At 52.9% G+C, this 15,681-nt stretch carries 21 protein-coding genes and 1 pseudogene; 6 read left to right on the top strand and 16 right to left on the bottom strand.

The window, feature by feature from the left end; translation table 11 throughout:
• Nucleotides 1-506: 506 nt before the first annotated feature.
• Nucleotides 507-1,073, top strand: a complete 567-nt coding sequence (locus tag C8D90_RS20845; protein ID WP_115460397.1) for a gamma carbonic anhydrase family protein — start codon at nucleotides 507-509, stop codon at nucleotides 1,071-1,073.
• Here the strand turns inward: C8D90_RS20845 and C8D90_RS20850 are convergent.
• Genes C8D90_RS20850 through dprA form a run of 6 tightly spaced genes read right to left on the bottom strand, consistent with a single transcriptional unit; the run spans nucleotide 1,028 to nucleotide 4,846 of the window.
• A complete protein-coding gene (locus C8D90_RS20850) occupies nucleotides 1,028-1,288 on the bottom strand; it encodes a DUF1488 family protein (protein ID WP_115460398.1) in 261 nt (86 codons plus the stop codon). The genes C8D90_RS20845 and C8D90_RS20850 overlap by 46 nt on opposite strands.
• A complete protein-coding gene (gene aroE / locus C8D90_RS20855) occupies nucleotides 1,285-2,103 on the bottom strand; it encodes a shikimate dehydrogenase (RefSeq protein ID WP_115460399.1) in 819 nt (272 codons plus the stop codon). Before aroE ends, C8D90_RS20850 begins: the two co-directional genes overlap by 4 nt.
• Before the next feature lie 14 nt (nucleotides 2,104-2,117).
• Entirely contained in the window at nucleotides 2,118-2,687 is a 570-nt protein-coding gene (gene tsaC, locus C8D90_RS20860; RefSeq protein WP_115460400.1) for an L-threonylcarbamoyladenylate synthase type 1 TsaC, read from the bottom strand.
• 17 nt (nucleotides 2,688-2,704) lie between these two features.
• Nucleotides 2,705-3,253: a DNA topoisomerase family protein gene (locus C8D90_RS20865; protein ID WP_115460401.1), complete on the bottom strand. Its 549-nt coding sequence runs from the start codon at nucleotides 3,251-3,253 to the stop codon at nucleotides 2,705-2,707.
• 26 nt (nucleotides 3,254-3,279) lie between these two features.
• Nucleotides 3,280-3,753, bottom strand: coding sequence for a DUF494 family protein (locus C8D90_RS20870; protein WP_115460402.1), 474 nt, complete (start codon nucleotides 3,751-3,753; stop codon nucleotides 3,280-3,282).
• A complete protein-coding gene (dprA, locus tag C8D90_RS20875; RefSeq protein ID WP_115460403.1) occupies nucleotides 3,725-4,846 on the bottom strand; it encodes a DNA-protecting protein DprA in 1,122 nt (373 codons plus the stop codon). The genes C8D90_RS20870 and dprA overlap by 29 nt, the downstream gene beginning before the upstream one ends.
• A 128-nt stretch (nucleotides 4,847-4,974) precedes the next feature.
• On the opposite strand from dprA, the gene def reads away from it, so the two are divergent.
• From def to mscL, 5 genes are all read left to right on the top strand, one after another.
• A complete protein-coding gene (gene def / locus C8D90_RS20880) occupies nucleotides 4,975-5,502 on the top strand; it encodes a peptide deformylase (RefSeq protein WP_115460404.1) in 528 nt (175 codons plus the stop codon).
• A gap of 15 nt (nucleotides 5,503-5,517) precedes the next feature.
• Entirely contained in the window at nucleotides 5,518-6,465 is a 948-nt protein-coding gene (fmt, locus tag C8D90_RS20885; RefSeq protein ID WP_115460405.1) for a methionyl-tRNA formyltransferase, read from the top strand.
• Between the two features lie 111 nt (nucleotides 6,466-6,576).
• Nucleotides 6,577-7,869: a 16S rRNA (cytosine(967)-C(5))-methyltransferase RsmB gene (gene rsmB, locus C8D90_RS20890; protein WP_115460406.1), complete on the top strand. Its 1,293-nt coding sequence runs from the start codon at nucleotides 6,577-6,579 to the stop codon at nucleotides 7,867-7,869.
• A 41-nt stretch (nucleotides 7,870-7,910) separates the two neighbouring features.
• Nucleotides 7,911-9,287 carry a Trk system potassium transporter TrkA gene (trkA, locus tag C8D90_RS20895; protein WP_115460407.1) on the top strand — a complete coding sequence of 459 codons (1,377 nt, stop codon included), beginning with the start codon at nucleotides 7,911-7,913 and terminating at the stop codon, nucleotides 9,285-9,287.
• Between the two features lie 171 nt (nucleotides 9,288-9,458).
• The gene (gene mscL, locus C8D90_RS20900) at nucleotides 9,459-9,863 is read left to right on the top strand and encodes a large-conductance mechanosensitive channel protein MscL (protein ID WP_115460408.1); all 405 of its coding nucleotides are present in this window, start codon (nucleotides 9,459-9,461) and stop codon (nucleotides 9,861-9,863) included.
• Nucleotides 9,864-9,910: 47 nt separating this feature from the next.
• Here mscL and C8D90_RS20905 read toward each other — a convergent pair whose 3' ends face one another.
• The 10 genes and pseudogenes from C8D90_RS20905 to secY all read right to left on the bottom strand — a co-directional run bounded on the left by C8D90_RS20905 (nucleotide 9,911) and on the right by secY (nucleotide 15,677).
• Nucleotides 9,911-10,129: an alternative ribosome-rescue factor A gene (locus tag C8D90_RS20905; RefSeq protein ID WP_115460409.1), complete on the bottom strand. Its 219-nt coding sequence runs from the start codon at nucleotides 10,127-10,129 to the stop codon at nucleotides 9,911-9,913.
• Nucleotides 10,130-10,142: 13 nt separating this feature from the next.
• Nucleotides 10,143-10,601, bottom strand: a complete 459-nt coding sequence (gene zntR, locus C8D90_RS20910; protein WP_115460448.1) for a Zn(2+)-responsive transcriptional regulator — start codon at nucleotides 10,599-10,601, stop codon at nucleotides 10,143-10,145.
• 95 nt (nucleotides 10,602-10,696) lie between these two features.
• A pseudogene (locus tag C8D90_RS20915) lies at nucleotides 10,697-11,059 on the bottom strand (DnaJ family domain-containing protein); the annotation flags it as partial.
• 128 nt (nucleotides 11,060-11,187) lie between these two features.
• Nucleotides 11,188-11,577 carry a 50S ribosomal protein L17 gene (rplQ, locus tag C8D90_RS20920; RefSeq protein WP_004929726.1) on the bottom strand — a complete coding sequence of 130 codons (390 nt, stop codon included), beginning with the start codon at nucleotides 11,575-11,577 and terminating at the stop codon, nucleotides 11,188-11,190.
• Between the two features lie 40 nt (nucleotides 11,578-11,617).
• On the bottom strand, nucleotides 11,618-12,607 hold the full coding sequence (locus tag C8D90_RS20925) for a DNA-directed RNA polymerase subunit alpha (protein WP_115460411.1): 990 nt from the start codon (nucleotides 12,605-12,607) through the stop codon (nucleotides 11,618-11,620).
• 25 nt (nucleotides 12,608-12,632) lie between these two features.
• A complete protein-coding gene (gene rpsD, locus C8D90_RS20930) occupies nucleotides 12,633-13,253 on the bottom strand; it encodes a 30S ribosomal protein S4 (RefSeq protein ID WP_115460412.1) in 621 nt (206 codons plus the stop codon).
• Nucleotides 13,254-13,287: 34 nt separating this feature from the next.
• Entirely contained in the window at nucleotides 13,288-13,677 is a 390-nt protein-coding gene (rpsK, locus tag C8D90_RS20935; protein ID WP_002919257.1) for a 30S ribosomal protein S11, read from the bottom strand.
• A gap of 16 nt (nucleotides 13,678-13,693) precedes the next feature.
• Nucleotides 13,694-14,050 (bottom strand): 30S ribosomal protein S13, encoded by a 357-nt coding sequence (rpsM, locus tag C8D90_RS20940; RefSeq protein WP_115460413.1) that lies wholly within the window; start codon nucleotides 14,048-14,050, stop codon nucleotides 13,694-13,696.
• A 148-nt stretch (nucleotides 14,051-14,198) separates the two neighbouring features.
• The gene (gene rpmJ, locus C8D90_RS20945) at nucleotides 14,199-14,315 is read right to left on the bottom strand and encodes a 50S ribosomal protein L36 (RefSeq protein ID WP_002227352.1); all 117 of its coding nucleotides are present in this window, start codon (nucleotides 14,313-14,315) and stop codon (nucleotides 14,199-14,201) included.
• 30 nt (nucleotides 14,316-14,345) lie between these two features.
• Nucleotides 14,346-15,677, bottom strand: coding sequence for a preprotein translocase subunit SecY (secY, locus tag C8D90_RS20950; protein ID WP_115460414.1), 1,332 nt, complete (start codon nucleotides 15,675-15,677; stop codon nucleotides 14,346-14,348).
• Between the last annotated feature and the right edge of the window lie 4 nt (nucleotides 15,678-15,681).

Genomic DNA, 15,681 nt, shown 5'->3' on the forward strand with positions numbered 1-15,681 from the left:
AGCCATGATCAAACTCTTCAATTAAAGTTTGATGCTCAAAGAATCTTACTGTTAGTTCGTAATGAATTAACTGTTGTTCACTCTTCAAGACTTTTAATTTGTTTAATGTCCAAGGGACATGGATACAATGTCTTGTGAGTGCCCACACAGATTGTCTGATAAATTGTTAAAGAGCGTTGAGTCACCGGCTTCGCCGTAACTCGAGGTGGCGTATAATACGCTTTCCTCTTTCAGAGTCAATCCCATTTTATGAGATTTTCTCGTCAGCATCGATTCGTTTGCTTTGTGATGATGTTCACATGTGCCGTTTCGATGGAGGCGCATTATTAAGGATCTTGTGCCGCCAGACAACTGCTTTTTGATCTTTTTATTTCGATCGCCTATTTTTCCGCCCTTGCGTTTGGATCTTAAACGATCCGGCTGCGTTTCCCTCTGCACATTGATTGAATTTCCGCCGTCAGTGATTAGTATGAAGGCCTGCATCTATCTTTAAACGAGTGTTTTATATGTCTCAGTCGCTCCGGGCTTACCGCTCTTCCTTTCCGCAAGTCGCCTCATCCACATTCGTGGACCCTTCCAGCGTGGTTATTGGTGACGTAACGCTGGCCGATGATGTCAGTATCTGGCCGCTGGTTGCCATCCGTGGTGATGTTAACTTCATTGCGATCGGCGCCCGTACCAATATTCAGGACGGGACAGTGATCCACGTTACGCATAAAACCACGGAGAACCCGGACGGTTTCCCCACCCTCATCGGCGAGGACGTGACCGTGGGCCACAAAGCCATGCTGCATGGTTGCAGCATCGGCAACCGCGTTCTGGTCGGTATGAGCAGCGTCGTGCTTGACGGCGCAGTTGTTGAAGATGACGTGATTATCGGCGCCGGAAGCCTGGTATCACCCGGTAAACGTCTGGTCAGCGGCTATCTCTACTTTGGCAGCCCGGCCCGGCAGATCAGACCCCTGACACCCGAAGAGCGGGAGGGATTACTTTATTCAGCCAATAACTATGTGAAATGGAAGAATGATTATCTGGCGGATACGTCAAGCCAGATCCAACCTGACGCATCGTAGTCTTCGGCAAGGATCCGCTGCTCGGTCAGATCTTCAAGATCCCAGCGCATATCATCGAAGATCGTCAGCGGATCCGCGCCCTCTTTCAGGACGGTAAGATATCTCAGCGTCACGGCGCACTGTACCTGAAACCCGTTTACCAACGCCGGAAAACAAACGGCTTGCCGTTCTTCATCCCAGTGCCGGCGATCGGGAAACTGGATAGCCTGGTTCATAACGCCGCTTCTTCGCGTAATACAGCCAATACCGGAGCTATCTCCGGCATTACACCATGCCACAGCGCAAAAGCGTGAGCCGCCTGCCCCACCAGCATACCAAAGCCATCAGCCAACTGACCGGCCTGCCGCTGCAATGCCCAGTCAAGAAACGGCGTCAGCCCTTGCTGATAAAACATGTCATAGCAGGCGACGCTGCCGTTCACCACCGAATCCGGAAGGGCCGGGATCTCCCCTTGTAACCCGGAAGCCGTGGCGTTGATCACTAAATCGAATTGAGCGTCAGATAATTGTTCGAACGTCAGCGCCCGGATATCCCCGGCATGCTGAAACACGTCAACCAATTGCCTGGCACGCTCCGGCGTGCGATTGACGATCGTTACCGGGCAATCAAGCGACAACAGAGGATGGATAGCTCCCCGCGCCGCGCCGCCGGCGCCCACCAGCAGCACCCGTTTACCGGGTGTTATCATGCCCAGGCGCTCTAAATCACTCAGTAAACCAACGCCGTCGGTGTTATCACCCAACAACCGGCCATCATCCAGCCATTTCAGCGTATTCACGGCACCCGCAAGTCCGGCGCGTTCCGTCAACTCGTCCGCCATCTGGTAAGCACGCTCTTTAAACGGCGTCGTCACATTGGCCCCGGCGCCTCCCGCGCTGAAAAACTCAGTCACTGCCTGCTCAAAAGCATCATGCGGCGCCAACATTGTCCGGTAGGTCAGCGCCAGACCGGTTTGTTCGGAAAATAATGCATGGATCCGGGGAGACTTGCTGTGTTTTATCGGATTACCAAAAACGACGAATTGCTTCATATCCCTGCCTGACCTTACCCTTGTCTGAAAAGTTGCCCCGTGGCGGCATCCCGGATTTCCGATGGATTCAGCCTTCCTCCGACCTCACCTTCTGCAACCGGGAATCCGGCGCCGAACTGCGCCTTTACCTCACTGACGCTGCGGCACGGCGGCAAGCCGCTGAGATTCGCACTGGTAGAAACCACGGGTTTACCGTACTCAAGGCACAAACGACGCACCAGAGGATGATCGCTGACGCGCACCGCCAGCGTTGAAAATTTGCCGGTCAGCCACTTCGGCGTACTGCTTCTGGCAGGAAATACCCAGGTAACCGGGCCGGGCCAGCAGGCAAAGACTTCCGCCTTACGGGCTTGCGATAACGTGGAATCATCAACGTAGGGTTTTAACTGTTCGAAATCAGCGGCGATCAGGATCAGACCTTTTTCCCAGGAACGCTGCTTGAGCTGCAATAATGATTGCACCGCGTTTTCGCTGTCGGGATCGCAGCCTAAACCGAATACGGCCTCAGTGGGATACGCAATAACCCGCCCGTCGCGCAGCGCTGTAATCGCCTGCGCCAATGAAGAATTGTTCTGTATGGACATAGTGACTCAATAACGGTTTATTCGGATTCTGCAACCGGCTTGCCGCACAACTTGCTGGCGCAGAATAGTTTCATACCCTGAGCTGTCCGTTTCTCAACTAAAAGAGGATATTGGCAGATAACGCACGTACCGGCGACCGGTTTAAGGTTAATGGTAAACTGGCACTCGGGATAGCGATCGCAGGCATGAAACGTTTTCCCATAGCGCGACTTACGCTGTAACAGCTTTCCCTGTTGGCACTGCGGGCAGGTTATTGCCGTTTCATCCGGTTTATCGATCAGCTCCGTGTGGGTGCACGCCGGGTATTCACTGCATCCGATAAACATGCCATAGCGCCCCTGACGCAGTACCAGCGTCGCGCCGCATTCCGGACAAAGCTGCCTGTCCAGCACTTTGACGATATGGCCATCAGACTGCGCCCGCAACGGGCGGATATACTGACACTCAGGGTAACGGCTGCAGCCGAGAAACGGGCCGTGGCGACCACTCCGGATCACCAGTTCGGCCCCGCATTCCGGGCATGTTTCGGTGTTTTTTGTCGCAAATAACGTGCTGCTGTTGCTCATACCGGCTTCTTTTATCCTTCCCGCCATTAATGCAGGTAGCCTTCGTTAACCTCAAACAAAAGTTCTTCCATCTGCTCGTAGGCATTCTCATGCCCCGGAATATTGAACAACACCATCAGCACCACCCACTTTAGATCATCCAGATCAAATTCCGGCGTATCCAGCGCCATCACCCGCTCGATAGCCATCTCGCGGACTTCAGGCGTCAGCAACTGAATTTGTTCCAGAAACAGCAGGAATCCACGGCATTCGCTGTCCAGGCGTACGCATTCATCTTCCGTGTAAACCCGCAATGCCTGAGGATCCGCCCCCGTCAAATAAGACGGGACGTCGACATCCTGCAACATCGCCAGTTTTTCTAGCCAATTAAGGGCATTAAAAATGTCTGCTCGATCAAATCCTGCGCGGGTCAGATCATCCGTTAGCTTATCCTGATCGACACGCATCCCCGATTCTGTATGAATATAGGTTTCAAACAGGTACATTAGAACGTCGAACATGGCCTGCCCTCCTGACTCGGACATAACCACCGGAAACCACCTCAATCAAACCGTTTAATTCCAGATCCAGCAAGGCAACCGCCACTTCAGGAATCGATTGACCAACGCGTTCGGCGACGATGTCTATTGATACGACTTCATCTCCTACGTTAGCCAACACATGGGCAAATGGCAATCGCGTAACCTCTTCGTGTGCGGAAATAATTTCTTCTTTTTGCGGGTCGGCAACGGGAAGCCAGCATAATGAACCTGAGAGTTGCTCTATCACGTCCGCAGGCGTCGACACAAGGTAAGCGCCTTGCTGAATCAGCCAGTGTGTTCCCTCGCTTTCAGGACGATCCAAACCACCGGGAAGCGCAAAAACTTCACGTCCCTGTTCCAGGGCATAACGCGCCGTAATCAGCGATCCGCTTTTGCGCGTGGCTTCCACAACCAGGACACCCCGGCTCAGTCCGCTGATAATCCGGTTACGGCGGGGAAAATATTCCGGCCTGGCACGCTCGTAAGGCAGAAATTCGGAAACCAATGCGCCGCCCTGTTCGACGATGCGTTCAGCAAGCGGCCGGTGACTGGCAGGATGCAAACACGCAATGCCGCTGCCGAGCACTCCGATCGTCACGCCGCCGGCACTGAGACAGCCCCGGTGGCAAACGCCGTCAATCCCCAGCGCCAGGCCGCTGGTAATAACCAAACCTGCGGCGGAAAGCTCGGAGGCAAAATAAGCAGCCCATTGTTCGCCATATGCGCTGTATTTGCGGCTTCCGACCATCGCCAACTGCGTTTCAGACAAACAGTCCGGATTACCGCGCACAAACAACGCTGCCGGCGCTGAATTAATCTCATTAAGCAAAAAAGGATAGCCCGGTGAATCATACGGCAAGAGATGATTACCCGGCCGGGAAAGCCACGCCAGACTACGTGCCAACGTGTCGGCATCAACGGTGCGGAAGCTGGCGGCCTGTTCAGGCGTCATCGCGGCCTCAATCGTTGCGCCATCAACCCCGGACATCAGTTGCTGAGCAACGATAGCGCGATTTTTCCGCGTCAGCCCCTTCACCATTAATGCGCACAACCAGGCTTCCTGCCACTCCATAAAACACGGTATCCCCCGGCCTGCGCCGATTTGTTCGATAGGTAGACAATACTGTCAATCAGCCCAGGAACTGTCTAGAATAGAGAGTGAAAATCATTTATTAACCCGGAACGCGATCGAAAACATTTATGGCTGTATTGCAGGTATTACATTTTCCCGATGAGCGCTTGCGCACCAAAGCGCAACCCGTTGCAGAAGTTACCCCCGAAATTCAGCAAATCGTCGATGACATGTTTGACACGATGTACGCTGAGGAAGGGATCGGTCTGGCCGCCACGCAGGTGGATGTCCATCAACGCATTATCGTTATCGACGTCTCTGAAACCCGCGATCAGCGTCTGGTGCTGATTAATCCGGAATTGCTGGAAAGCGACGGTGAAACCGGCATTGAAGAAGGCTGTTTGTCCGTTCCTGAACACCGGGCGCTGGTTCCCCGTGCGGAAAGAGTGAAAGTTCGCGCCCTTGACCGTGAAGGCAAAACCTTCGAACTGGAAGCGGATGACCTGCTGGCGATTTGTATTCAGCATGAGATGGACCATCTCATTGGAAAACTGTTTGTCGACTACCTGTCACCGCTGAAACGTCAGCGCATCCGCCAGAAGCTGGAAAAGCTCTATAAGCAGCAGGAAAGAGATTCACGGCAGCCAGCCCGCTGATTAAAGGAATTCACAGTGTCCAAACCGCTACGCATTATTTTTGCCGGAACCCCCGACTTCGCCGCGCGTCATCTTGACGCGCTTCTTTCATCTGAACATCAGGTCATTGGCGTATTTACCCAGCCGGACCGCCCTGCCGGCAGGGGAAACAAGCTCACGCCCAGCCCGGTAAAGGTCTTGGCGGAACAACACGGCCTGCCGGTATTTCAGCCGGCATCGCTGCGCCCGGAAGAGAATCAGGCGTTGGTGGCCGCGCTGGAAGCGGACGTTATGGTCGTGGTGGCCTACGGCCTGATCCTGCCCAAAACGGTGCTCAGCATGCCCCGCCTGGGCTGCATTAACGTGCACGGCTCACTGTTGCCCCGCTGGCGCGGCGCAGCGCCGATTCAGCGCGCCCTGTGGGCCGGCGATCGGGAAACCGGCGTGACTATCATGCAGATGGACGTGGGGCTGGACACCGGCGACATGCTACATAAAGTATCCTGCGACATTACCGCGGAAGACACCAGCGCCACGCTCTACGATAAACTGGCCGAACTGGGGCCTCAGGGGCTGCTCGCAACCCTGACTCAGCTTGCCGATGGTACGGCGGCACCGGAAACCCAGGACGAAGCGCAGGTAACTTACGCAGAAAAGCTGAGTAAAGAAGAAGCCCGCCTGGACTGGACGCTTTCGGCCTCACAATTGGAACGCTGTATTCGCGCGTTCAACCCCTGGCCCGTGAGTTATTTTGTTATCGACGAACAGCCGGTAAAAGTGTGGCAGGCTCAGGTCCTCGCAGATAACGGAGGAAAACAGCCGGGCACTCTGCTTAGCGCAGACAAACATGGTATCGCCGTCGCAACAGGAGAAGGCGCACTGTTGATGACCCGGCTGCAACCCGCAGGCAAAAAAAGCATGCTGGCGCAGGACTTGCTGAACTCCCGCCGCGAATGGTTTACGCCGGGTAATCTGCTGGACTAAACGCTCCGCGGTGCGTCCCGGTATGGTGCGCACCGCTTCTCTCAACCTCCCGGTTCGCGGTACACTCCCCCTCATATTATTTTTGTCTGACGCAATCAGCATCCATACGCCATGAAAAACGCTCCCTATAACGTTCGGGCGATCGCCGCCAAAGCCATTTACCAAGTTCTGGATCAGGGGCAGTCCCTGAGCAACGTACTTCCTGAACTTAATCGTTCACTCAGCGATAAAGATAAGCCCTTGCTCCAGGAGTTAAGTTTCGGGGTGCTGAGAACGCTTCCTTTGCTGGAATGGTGCATTCAGCAACTGATGGCAAAAGTGATGACGGGCAAGCAGCGTCCTCTGCATTACCTGCTGATGGTGGGCATCTATCAACTGGTCTATACCCGAATCCCTCCCCATGCCGCTCTGGCGGAAACTGTCAACGGCGCGGTTGCCCTGAAAAAGCCACAGCTGAAGGGATTGATTAACGGCGTGCTGCGTCAGTTTCAGCGGCAGCAGGACGATCTGCTGCAACGGGTGCAGAATGTCCGCAACCATCTGTTGCACCCGGAGTGGTTGCTCAAGCGTCTGCAACATGCTTATCCCGAACAATGGCGGGAAATCATCGAGGCCAATAACCAAAAACCACCGATGTGGCTGCGCGTTAACCGTAATCACCACAGCCGGGCCGATTACCTTTCGCTTTTAGCAGAAGCGGGCATCACGGCGTTTCCCCACGAAACTTACCCGGATGCCATCCGGCTGGAAACGCCGCTCGGCGTACAGCAACTTCCCGGCTTTGATCAGGGTTGGGTTACGGTCCAGGACGCCAGCGCCCAGCACTGCGTCGACCTCCTGGCACCTGAAGATCATGACGTAATCCTTGACCTCTGCTGCGCGCCGGGCGGAAAAACGACGCATATCCTGGAAGCTGCGCCCAAAGCACAGGTGCTGGCCGTGGATATCGACGAAGGAAGGCTTGCCCGCGTGCGGGAAAACCTGCATCGTCTTTCGCAACAGGCTGAAGTACGTTGCGGCGATGGGCGTGATCCGCACGCCTGGGCCGGAGAGCGTCAGTTTGATCGCATTCTGCTGGATGCGCCTTGTTCGGCTACCGGCGTTATCCGCCGTCATCCTGATATCAAATGGCTGCGGCGCGATGCCGATATCGCTGAGCTTGCCGCCTTACAGCGGGAGATTCTGCAGGCCGTTTGGCCCCGGCTGAAGTCGGGTGGAACGATGGTCTACGCTACCTGTTCCGTTCTGCCGGAGGAAAATGCGCTGCAAATTGCGCAGTTTCTTGCATCCACGCCGGATGCCAAACTGGAAGACACGGGCACGCCGGCGCATCCGGGGCTGCAAAATTTACCCGCTCCCCAGCAGGGAGACGGCTTCTTTTACGCTAAGCTGATTAAGGTCTGAACGATGCGTCCGAAAGGCGCGGGCAACAGCCAGGAAACATTATGAAAATCATCATCCTCGGAGCCGGCCAGGTCGGCGGCACGTTAGCGGAAAATTTAGTCGGCGAAAATAACGACATCACCCTTGTCGATACCAACGGCGCACGTTTACGCCAGCTACAGGATCAATTCGACCTGAGGGTCGTACAGGGCCACGGCTCACATCCAAGAGTATTGCGCGATGCAGGCGCGGATGACGCGGACATGTTGGTTGCCGTCACCAGCTCCGACGAAACGAACATGGTCGCCTGTCAGGTTGCCTATACGCTGTTCAATACGCCCAACCGCATCGCCCGTATCCGCGCTACCGATTATCTGCGCGAAGAAGACCGGCTGTTTAACGCGGAAGCCGTGCCTATTGACCACCTGATTTCGCCGGAAAAACTGGTCACCGACTATGTTTACCGCCTGATTGAATATCCCGGAGCCTTGCAGGTAGTGAACTTTGCCGAAGGGAAAGTCAGCCTGGCCGCAGTGAAAGCTTACTATGGCGGCCCGCTGGTCGGTAATGCGCTCTCTTCCCTGAAAGAGCACATGCCGCATATCGACACCCGGGTAGCCGCTATTTTCCGGCAGGACCGGCCGATCCGCCCCCAGGGCTCTACCGTTATCGAAGCCGGCGATGAAGTCTTTTTCGTTGCCGCTTCACAGCATATCCGGGCAGTGATGAGCGAGCTGCAGAGGCTGGAAAAGCCCTATAAACGCATCATGATTGTTGGAGGCGGCAACGTAGGCGCCGGACTGGCGCAGAGGCTGGAAAAGGATTACAGCGTCAAATTGATTGAACGTAACCAACAGCGGGCAGCAGAGCTGGCGGAAAAGCTGCACAACACGATCGTCTTCTACGGCGATGCATCCGATCAAGAGCTGCTTACGGAGGAGCACATTGAGCAGGTCGATGTGTTTATCGCGCTAACCAACGACGATGAAGCCAACATTATGTCCGCCATGCTGGCCAAGCGGCTCGGCGCCAAAAAAGCGATGGTGCTGATTCAGCGCAGCGCCTATGTCGACTTGGTTCAGGGCGGCGTGATTGATATCGCTATTTCGCCACAGCAGGCCACGATTTCCGCCTTGCTGGGGCACGTGCGTAAAGCGGATATCGTCAGCGTCTCTTCATTACGCCGCGGCGTTGCGGAAGCAATAGAAGCTATTGCTCATGGTGACGAGAGCACGTCAAAAGTTGTGGGTCGCAAAGTGGAGGAGATCAAACTGCCTCCCGGCACGACTATCGGTGCGATCGTTCGCGGAGACGAGGTCATTATTGCTAATGGCGAATCCGGTATTGAACAAGGCGATCATGTCATCATGTTTTTAACAGACAAGAAATTTATTACTGACGTTGAACGCCTGTTCCAGCCCAGTCCTTTCTTCCTGTAAGCCATCACATTTACGTCATAATGTCCTTCAACAGGGCATTATGACGATAACCCTTATTTTCATACGTCAATTTCCTTGCCTGCAAAATGGCTCTTTAACGGCATCTGCTTTTGGCAAATAATATAAGCTTTGGTTAAACTTGTTATATTACTTTTTCAAGGAGAGTGGACAATGAGCTTTTTAAAAGAATTTCGTGAGTTTGCCATGCGTGGCAACGTCGTCGATCTGGCAGTGGGTGTTATTATCGGCGCCGCGTTCGGAAAGATTGTTTCCTCATTGGTTGCCGATATTATTATGCCCCCTCTGGGACTGCTGATTGGTGGGGTGGACTTCAAACAGTTCCACTGGATTTTGCGCGCAGCGCAAGGCGAAGTGCCCGCAGTAGTGATGAACTACGGTCAGTTTATTCAGAATATTTTTGATTTTATCATCGTCGCCTTTGCTATTTTCCTCGCCATCAAGTTGATGAACAAGCTGCGTCGTAATCAAGAAGAAAAACCCGCAGCACCGCCGGAGCCGACGGCCGAAGAAAAACTGTTGACGGAAATTCGTGATTTGCTGAAAGAGAAGAAATAGAAAACTCTGAATGCCTACATTAAAAAAAGCCGCTGCAGCGGCTTTTTTTAATAACAGAAAGCGAAGGAAGAACGGACATAAACACCATCGCAATGACGCTTATGTCCGGCCTCCCAGCCGCCCGATTTGCCATGTTTCTCTTTGCGACGATAGCTGCCTTTGCCTTTCACGTTCTTTTCAACCCGCTGTTTAAATAACGGGTCATGCAACAGAGCATGCAGTGCATTATCAGCAATCTGCCCCTTTGTGTGACGATATTTCGCCATAGTAAACCTCTTCTCAATATGGTTTTTTATTTAGATGGCCGCGTAAATCAATATGCGACAACTTTTCTGCAGCCCCCTGCTCCAGGGTCTCCAGAATGGAACAATATGTACTGGCATGAGCCTTACCACAACAGGCATCACTCAGCCGTTTGAGAGAATCACGCATCCGCGCCAGTTCCCGGAGCTTATTTTCCACCTCGGCCAGCCTGGCGTCTACTATAGATTTTGACTCCTCACAGGTATGATGCTCAGGATCAACGCGTATAGAGAGTAACTCGCGGATAGCCTCAAGCGTAAAGCCAAGCTGCTTGGCATAACGGATGAAACGCAGTCGCTGCAGATCCTGCTCGTTGTAAAGGCGAAACCCGCCTTCGCTACGCACATCATGCCCCATCATCCCTTGCTTCTCGTAGTAGCGGATCGTATCAGGCGTAACATCAACAAGCTTGGCAAGTTGTCCTATGCGATACATCATTCCTTACCTTCCTTACCTTCCTTACCTTCCTTACCTTCCTTACCTTCCTTACCTTCCTTACCTTCCTTACCTTCCTTACCTTCCTTACCTTGATCAGCAAAACGCCCGCTAAGAGCGCTGGCATAGTCCCGGCTTAAAAACGTGGTATCCATTCCGGCTTGCTGCAAGCGAAACGCCAGTAACGCCAGGCGACCACTCAGCACCATAAAATCCGGATGATCAGGAGATAAATAACGCAGCATATTGCTGATGGTGACAGCTTCTTTACGTTGCTCCAGCTCAGGCGGAAGACAACCGGCATTTTTCAGCAAACGATAACCCGCCCTCAGCTCCGGAGGAACATGGCTGTCATCATCCAGATTCAAAGGCTCGCCGCTGCCCGGCAGAGAATCAAAATCGCCACGCTTCTGTGCCTCGCTAATGTGCCTTTCGGCCCATTCGTCAATCAGCCACACGTTTCCTCCGAATTTCCCGGCTACTTCCGGGCCAGCTTAAGAGCTGCAAGAGATAAAATAAAGTGTTCCTCTTATCGCAGGCATAAAAAAACCGGGCCTAAGCCCGGTTTTTTCAAGCAACGTACGGATTACTCCGCAGTTGCTACTTCTGCTTGAGACTCAGCACGATCAACCAGCTCGATGTATGCCATCGGCGCGTTGTCGCCTGCGCGGAAGCCACACTTCAGAATACGAGTGTAACCACCGGCACGGCTCGCGAAACGCGGGCCCAGCTCGTTAAACAGTTTTGCCACGATCTCGTTATCACGAGTACGGGCGAATGCCAGACGACGATTAGCAACGCTGTCGGTCTTGGCAAGAGTAATCAGCGGCTCAACCACGCGACGCAGCTCTTTCGCTTTCGGCAGGGTCGTCTTGATGATTTCATGACGAACCAAAGAGCCGGCCATGTTACGGAACATAGCTTGGCGATGGCTGCTATTACGGTTCAGTTGACGACCACTCTTACGATGGCGCATGACCTTATCCTTCTCAGTAAAACCTTAACCTGTGATCCGGTTACTCGTCAGCAATGCTTGCCGGCGGCCAGTTTTCCAGGCGCATGCCCAGAGACAGACCACGTGAGGCCAGCACGTCTTTAATCTCGGTAAGAGATTTTTTACCCAGGTTCGGCGTTTTCAGCAACTCAACCTCGGTACGCTGTACCAGATCACCGATGTAGTGGATAGCTTCTGCCTTGAGGCAGTTCGCAGAGCGGACAGTCAATTCCAGATCGTCAACAGGGCGCAGCAGAATCGGATCAAACTCCGGCTTCTCTTCTTTCACTTCCGGCTGACGTACGTCACGCAGGTCAACGAAAGCTTCCAGTTGTTCAGCCAGGATAGTCGCCGCACGACGGATTGATTCTTCCGGATCAATCGTGCCGTTGGTTTCCATCTCGATTACCAGCTTGTCCAGGTCGGTACGCTGTTCAACACGCGCTGCTTCAACATTGTAGGCAATTCGCTCTACAGGGCTGTAGCAGGCGTCGACAAGCAGACGGCCGATCGGGCGCTCATCTTCTTCCGAATGAATTCGGGCAGAAGCCGGCACATAACCGCGGCCACGCTGAACTTTGATACGCATGCTAATAGATGCATTTTCATCAGTCAGATGGCAGATCACATGCTGCGGCTTGACGATTTCGACATCACCATCATGGGTGATGTCGGCTGCAGTCACAGGGCCAATGCCAGACTTATTCAGGGTAAGAATAACTTCATCTTTTCCTTGAACTTTCACCGCCAGCCCTTTCAGGTTGAGCAGGATTTCCAGGATATCTTCCTGAACGCCCTCTTTGGTGCTGTACTCATGCAGTACACCATCAATCTCAACCTCGGTCACCGCGCAACCCGGCATTGATGAAAGCAGAATACGGCGCAGTGCGTTACCCAGAGTATGGCCGAAGCCACGCTCTAACGGCTCAAGGGTCACCTTGGCGTGCGTCGAACTCAGTTGCTCGATATCTACCAGGCGCGGTTTTAGAAACTCTGTCACAGAACCCTGCATTGTGTCCTCTCTTTGGTACTAAGCTTTACTTGGAGTAAAGCTCGACGATCAGGTGTTCGTTAATGTCCGCAGACAGATCGGTACGCTCAGGCATACGCTTGAACACGCCTTCCATCTTAGCAGCATCAACTTCCAGCCAAGTCGGCTTTTCACGCTGCTCAGCCAGCTCCAGAGCGGCTTTAACGCGAGATTGCTTTTTCGCTTTCTCACGGATGCTGACTACGTCATTCGGAGATACCTGATAAGAAGCGATGTTAACAACGCGGCCATTTACCATGACAGCTTTGTGGCTCACCAGCTGACGTGCTTCCGCACGCGTGGCGCCAAAGCCCATACGGTAAACAACGTTGTCCAGACGGCCTTCCAGCAGTTGCAGCAGGTTTGCACCTGTGTTGCCTTTCAGACGGGCTGCTTCTTTATAATAGTTACGGAATTGACGCTCCAGAACACCGTAAATACGACGAACTTTTTGCTTTTCACGCAACTGCACACCGTAGTCAGACAGACGCGGTTTACGCGCGCCGTGCTGGCCAGGTGCCTGTTCAATTTTACACTTGGAATCGATCGCACGAACACCAGACTTCAGGAACAGGTCGGTGCCCTCACGACGGCTCAGCTTGAGCTTAGGACCCAAATATCTTGCCATTTTATTTCTCCAACAATCCTAGAAAACGACCGCGTTATACGCGACGTTTTTTCGGCGGACGACAACCGTTATGAGGGATCGGAGTCACATCAGTAATGTTCGTGATGCGGAAACCAGCCGCGTTCAATGCGCGGATAGTAGACTCACGGCCCGGACCAGGTCCTTTAACCATAACTTCCAGATTCTTAATACCGTACTCTTTCACTGCTTCTGCACAGCGCTCTGCTGCAACCTGAGCCGCGAACGGAGTAGATTTACGAGAACCACGGAAACCGGAACCACCGGCTGTTGCCCAACCCAAAGCGTTACCTTGACGATCGGTAATAGTCACAATGGTGTTGTTGAAAGAAGCATGGATATGAGCCACACCGTCAGAGACTTGCTTTCTTACACGCTTGCGTGCACGAATAGGTGCCTTTGCCATTATTCAATCACCCCGATTATTTCTTGATCGGTTTGCGCGGACCCTTACGGGTACGAGCGTTGGTCTTGGTGCGCTGACCGCGAACCGGCAGACCACGACGATGACGCAAACCACGATAAGTACCAAGGTCCATCAGACGCTTGATGCTCAGGGTAACTTCACGACGCAGATCACCTTCTACAGTGTATTTGGCAACTTCGTCACGCAGCTTATCGATTTGCTCTTCAGACAGCTCACTGATCTTAACATTTTCAGCAATGCCCGTTGCGGCGCAGATGGCCTGAGAACGGGTTTTGCCGACACCAAAAATCGCGGTTAATGCGATAACGGTATGTTTATGATCAGGAATGTTAATGCCTGCTATACGGGCCACTATGCACTCCTATAATTCATATACAACAGCACCAGTCTGAAAAGCCCGTTTTCAGGATACTCAAAAGATGCTGCAGCAACTAACAAAAGATTGGCTGGCTAATCTAGCCAGCTCAATCCAACTTTGCAAGAAAAATATGCGAGATAAATCAGCCTTGACGCTGTTTATGCTTCGGCTCGGCGCTGCAAATCACACGAACTACACCGTTACGCTTAACGATTTTGCAGTTACGACATAATTTCTTGACGGAAGCACGAACTTTCATTTTTACTCTCCGTAACTTCTCAGACGAACATTAACGGCCGAAGCCTTTCAGGTTCGCTTTCTTCAATGCAGACTCATACTGACTGGACATCATCAGAGTTTGCACTTGAGCCATAAAGTCCATGATGACGACAACCACGATGAGCAGTGAAGTACCACCAAAATAGAAAGGTACTTTCATGGCATCACGCATGAACTCCGGGATCAGGCAGATAAAGGTAATATACAAGGCGCCAATCAGAGTCAGACGCGTCATAACCTTATCGATATACTTCGCCGTTTGCTCTCCCGGACGAATCCCAGGTACGAATGCCCCGGACTTCTTCAGGTTATCCGCTGTTTCACGCGGGTTGAAAACCAACGCCGTGTAGAAGAAACAGAAGAAGATGATTGCAGACGCATAGAGTAACACATAAAGCGGTTGCCCAGGCTGCAAATACAGCGAAATTGTAGTCAGCCAGTTCCAACCGGTACCGCCCCCGAACCATGACGCGATGGTCGCCGGGAACAGAATAATGCTGGAAGCAAAAATTGCCGGGATAACACCCGCCATATTCACTTTCAACGGTAAATGTGTGCTCTGTGCCGCGTAAACACGACGACCTTGCTGACGCTTGGCGTAGTTAACAACGATACGACGCTGACCACGCTCTACGAAAACAACGAAGAAGGTTACCGCGAACACCAAAACTGCAACCAACAGCAACAGGAGGAAGTGCAGGTCGCCTTGCCGCGCCTGCTCAATAGTATGGCCAATTGCCGGCGGTAAACCCGCCACAATCCCCGCGAAGATAATGATTGAAATACCGTTACCGATACCCCGTTCAGTTATCTGCTCACCCAGCCACATCAGGAACATCGTCCCGGTAACCAGGCTCACTACCGCAGTGAAGTAGAAAGCAAAGCCCGGATTAATCACCAGACCTTGCATTCCCGGCATATTCGGCAGACCGGTAGCAATACCGATCGACTGAAATATGGCTAATACCAGCGTGCCGTAACGGGTATACTGACTAATCTTACGACGGCCAGCCTCCCCTTCTTTCTTAATCTCCGCTAACGCCGGATGAACCACCGTCAGCAACTGGATAATAATTGATGCCGAAATATACGGCATGATACCCAGTGCAAAGATAGAAGCACGGCTGAGAGCACCACCAGAGAACATGTTGAACATTTCAATGATGGTGCCTCTCTGCTGCTCAAGCAGTTTGGCAAGTACAGTGGCATCAATACCAGGGATCGGAATAAAAGAGCCAATACGGAATACAATCAGCGCCCCAATCACAAACAACAGTCTGCGCTTGAGTTCGCCAACACCACCTTTGGCACTCTGAAAATCTAATCCTGGTTGCTTAGCCATCTGC

The sequence above is a fragment of the Enterobacillus tribolii genome, from assembly GCF_003363015.1.
In the GTDB taxonomy this organism is placed as follows: domain Bacteria; phylum Pseudomonadota; class Gammaproteobacteria; order Enterobacterales; family Enterobacteriaceae; genus Enterobacillus; species Enterobacillus tribolii.

Bases quoted from the DNA above. Each gene is read 5' to 3' on its own strand.
- mscL (WP_115460408.1), top strand. From the start codon at position 9,459: ATGAGCTTTTTAAAAGAATTTCGTGAGTTTGCCATGCGTGGCAACGTC.
- def (WP_115460404.1), top strand. From the start codon at position 4,975: ATGGCTGTATTGCAGGTATTACATTTTCCCGATGAGCGCTTGCGCACC.
- secY (WP_115460414.1), bottom strand. From the start codon at position 15,677: ATGGCTAAGCAACCAGGATTAGATTTTCAGAGTGCCAAAGGTGGTGTT.
- dprA (WP_115460403.1), bottom strand. From the start codon at position 4,846: ATGGAGTGGCAGGAAGCCTGGTTGTGCGCATTAATGGTGAAGGGGCTG.
- C8D90_RS20845 (WP_115460397.1), top strand. From the start codon at position 507: ATGTCTCAGTCGCTCCGGGCTTACCGCTCTTCCTTTCCGCAAGTCGCC.
- rpsD (WP_115460412.1), bottom strand. From the start codon at position 13,253: ATGGCAAGATATTTGGGTCCTAAGCTCAAGCTGAGCCGTCGTGAGGGC.
- rsmB (WP_115460406.1), top strand. From the start codon at position 6,577: ATGAAAAACGCTCCCTATAACGTTCGGGCGATCGCCGCCAAAGCCATT.
- rpsK (WP_002919257.1), bottom strand. From the start codon at position 13,677: ATGGCAAAGGCACCTATTCGTGCACGCAAGCGTGTAAGAAAGCAAGTC.
- aroE (WP_115460399.1), bottom strand. From the start codon at position 2,103: ATGAAGCAATTCGTCGTTTTTGGTAATCCGATAAAACACAGCAAGTCT.
- trkA (WP_115460407.1), top strand. From the start codon at position 7,911: ATGAAAATCATCATCCTCGGAGCCGGCCAGGTCGGCGGCACGTTAGCG.
- C8D90_RS20905 (WP_115460409.1), bottom strand. From the start codon at position 10,129: ATGGCGAAATATCGTCACACAAAGGGGCAGATTGCTGATAATGCACTG.
- zntR (WP_115460448.1), bottom strand. From the start codon at position 10,601: ATGTATCGCATAGGACAACTTGCCAAGCTTGTTGATGTTACGCCTGAT.
- C8D90_RS20850 (WP_115460398.1), bottom strand. From the start codon at position 1,288: ATGAACCAGGCTATCCAGTTTCCCGATCGCCGGCACTGGGATGAAGAA.
- C8D90_RS20870 (WP_115460402.1), bottom strand. From the start codon at position 3,753: ATGTTCGACGTTCTAATGTACCTGTTTGAAACCTATATTCATACAGAA.
- C8D90_RS20925 (WP_115460411.1), bottom strand. From the start codon at position 12,607: ATGCAGGGTTCTGTGACAGAGTTTCTAAAACCGCGCCTGGTAGATATC.
- C8D90_RS20865 (WP_115460401.1), bottom strand. From the start codon at position 3,253: ATGAGCAACAGCAGCACGTTATTTGCGACAAAAAACACCGAAACATGC.
- rplQ (WP_004929726.1), bottom strand. From the start codon at position 11,577: ATGCGCCATCGTAAGAGTGGTCGTCAACTGAACCGTAATAGCAGCCAT.
- tsaC (WP_115460400.1), bottom strand. From the start codon at position 2,687: ATGTCCATACAGAACAATTCTTCATTGGCGCAGGCGATTACAGCGCTG.
- rpmJ (WP_002227352.1), bottom strand. From the start codon at position 14,315: ATGAAAGTTCGTGCTTCCGTCAAGAAATTATGTCGTAACTGCAAAATC.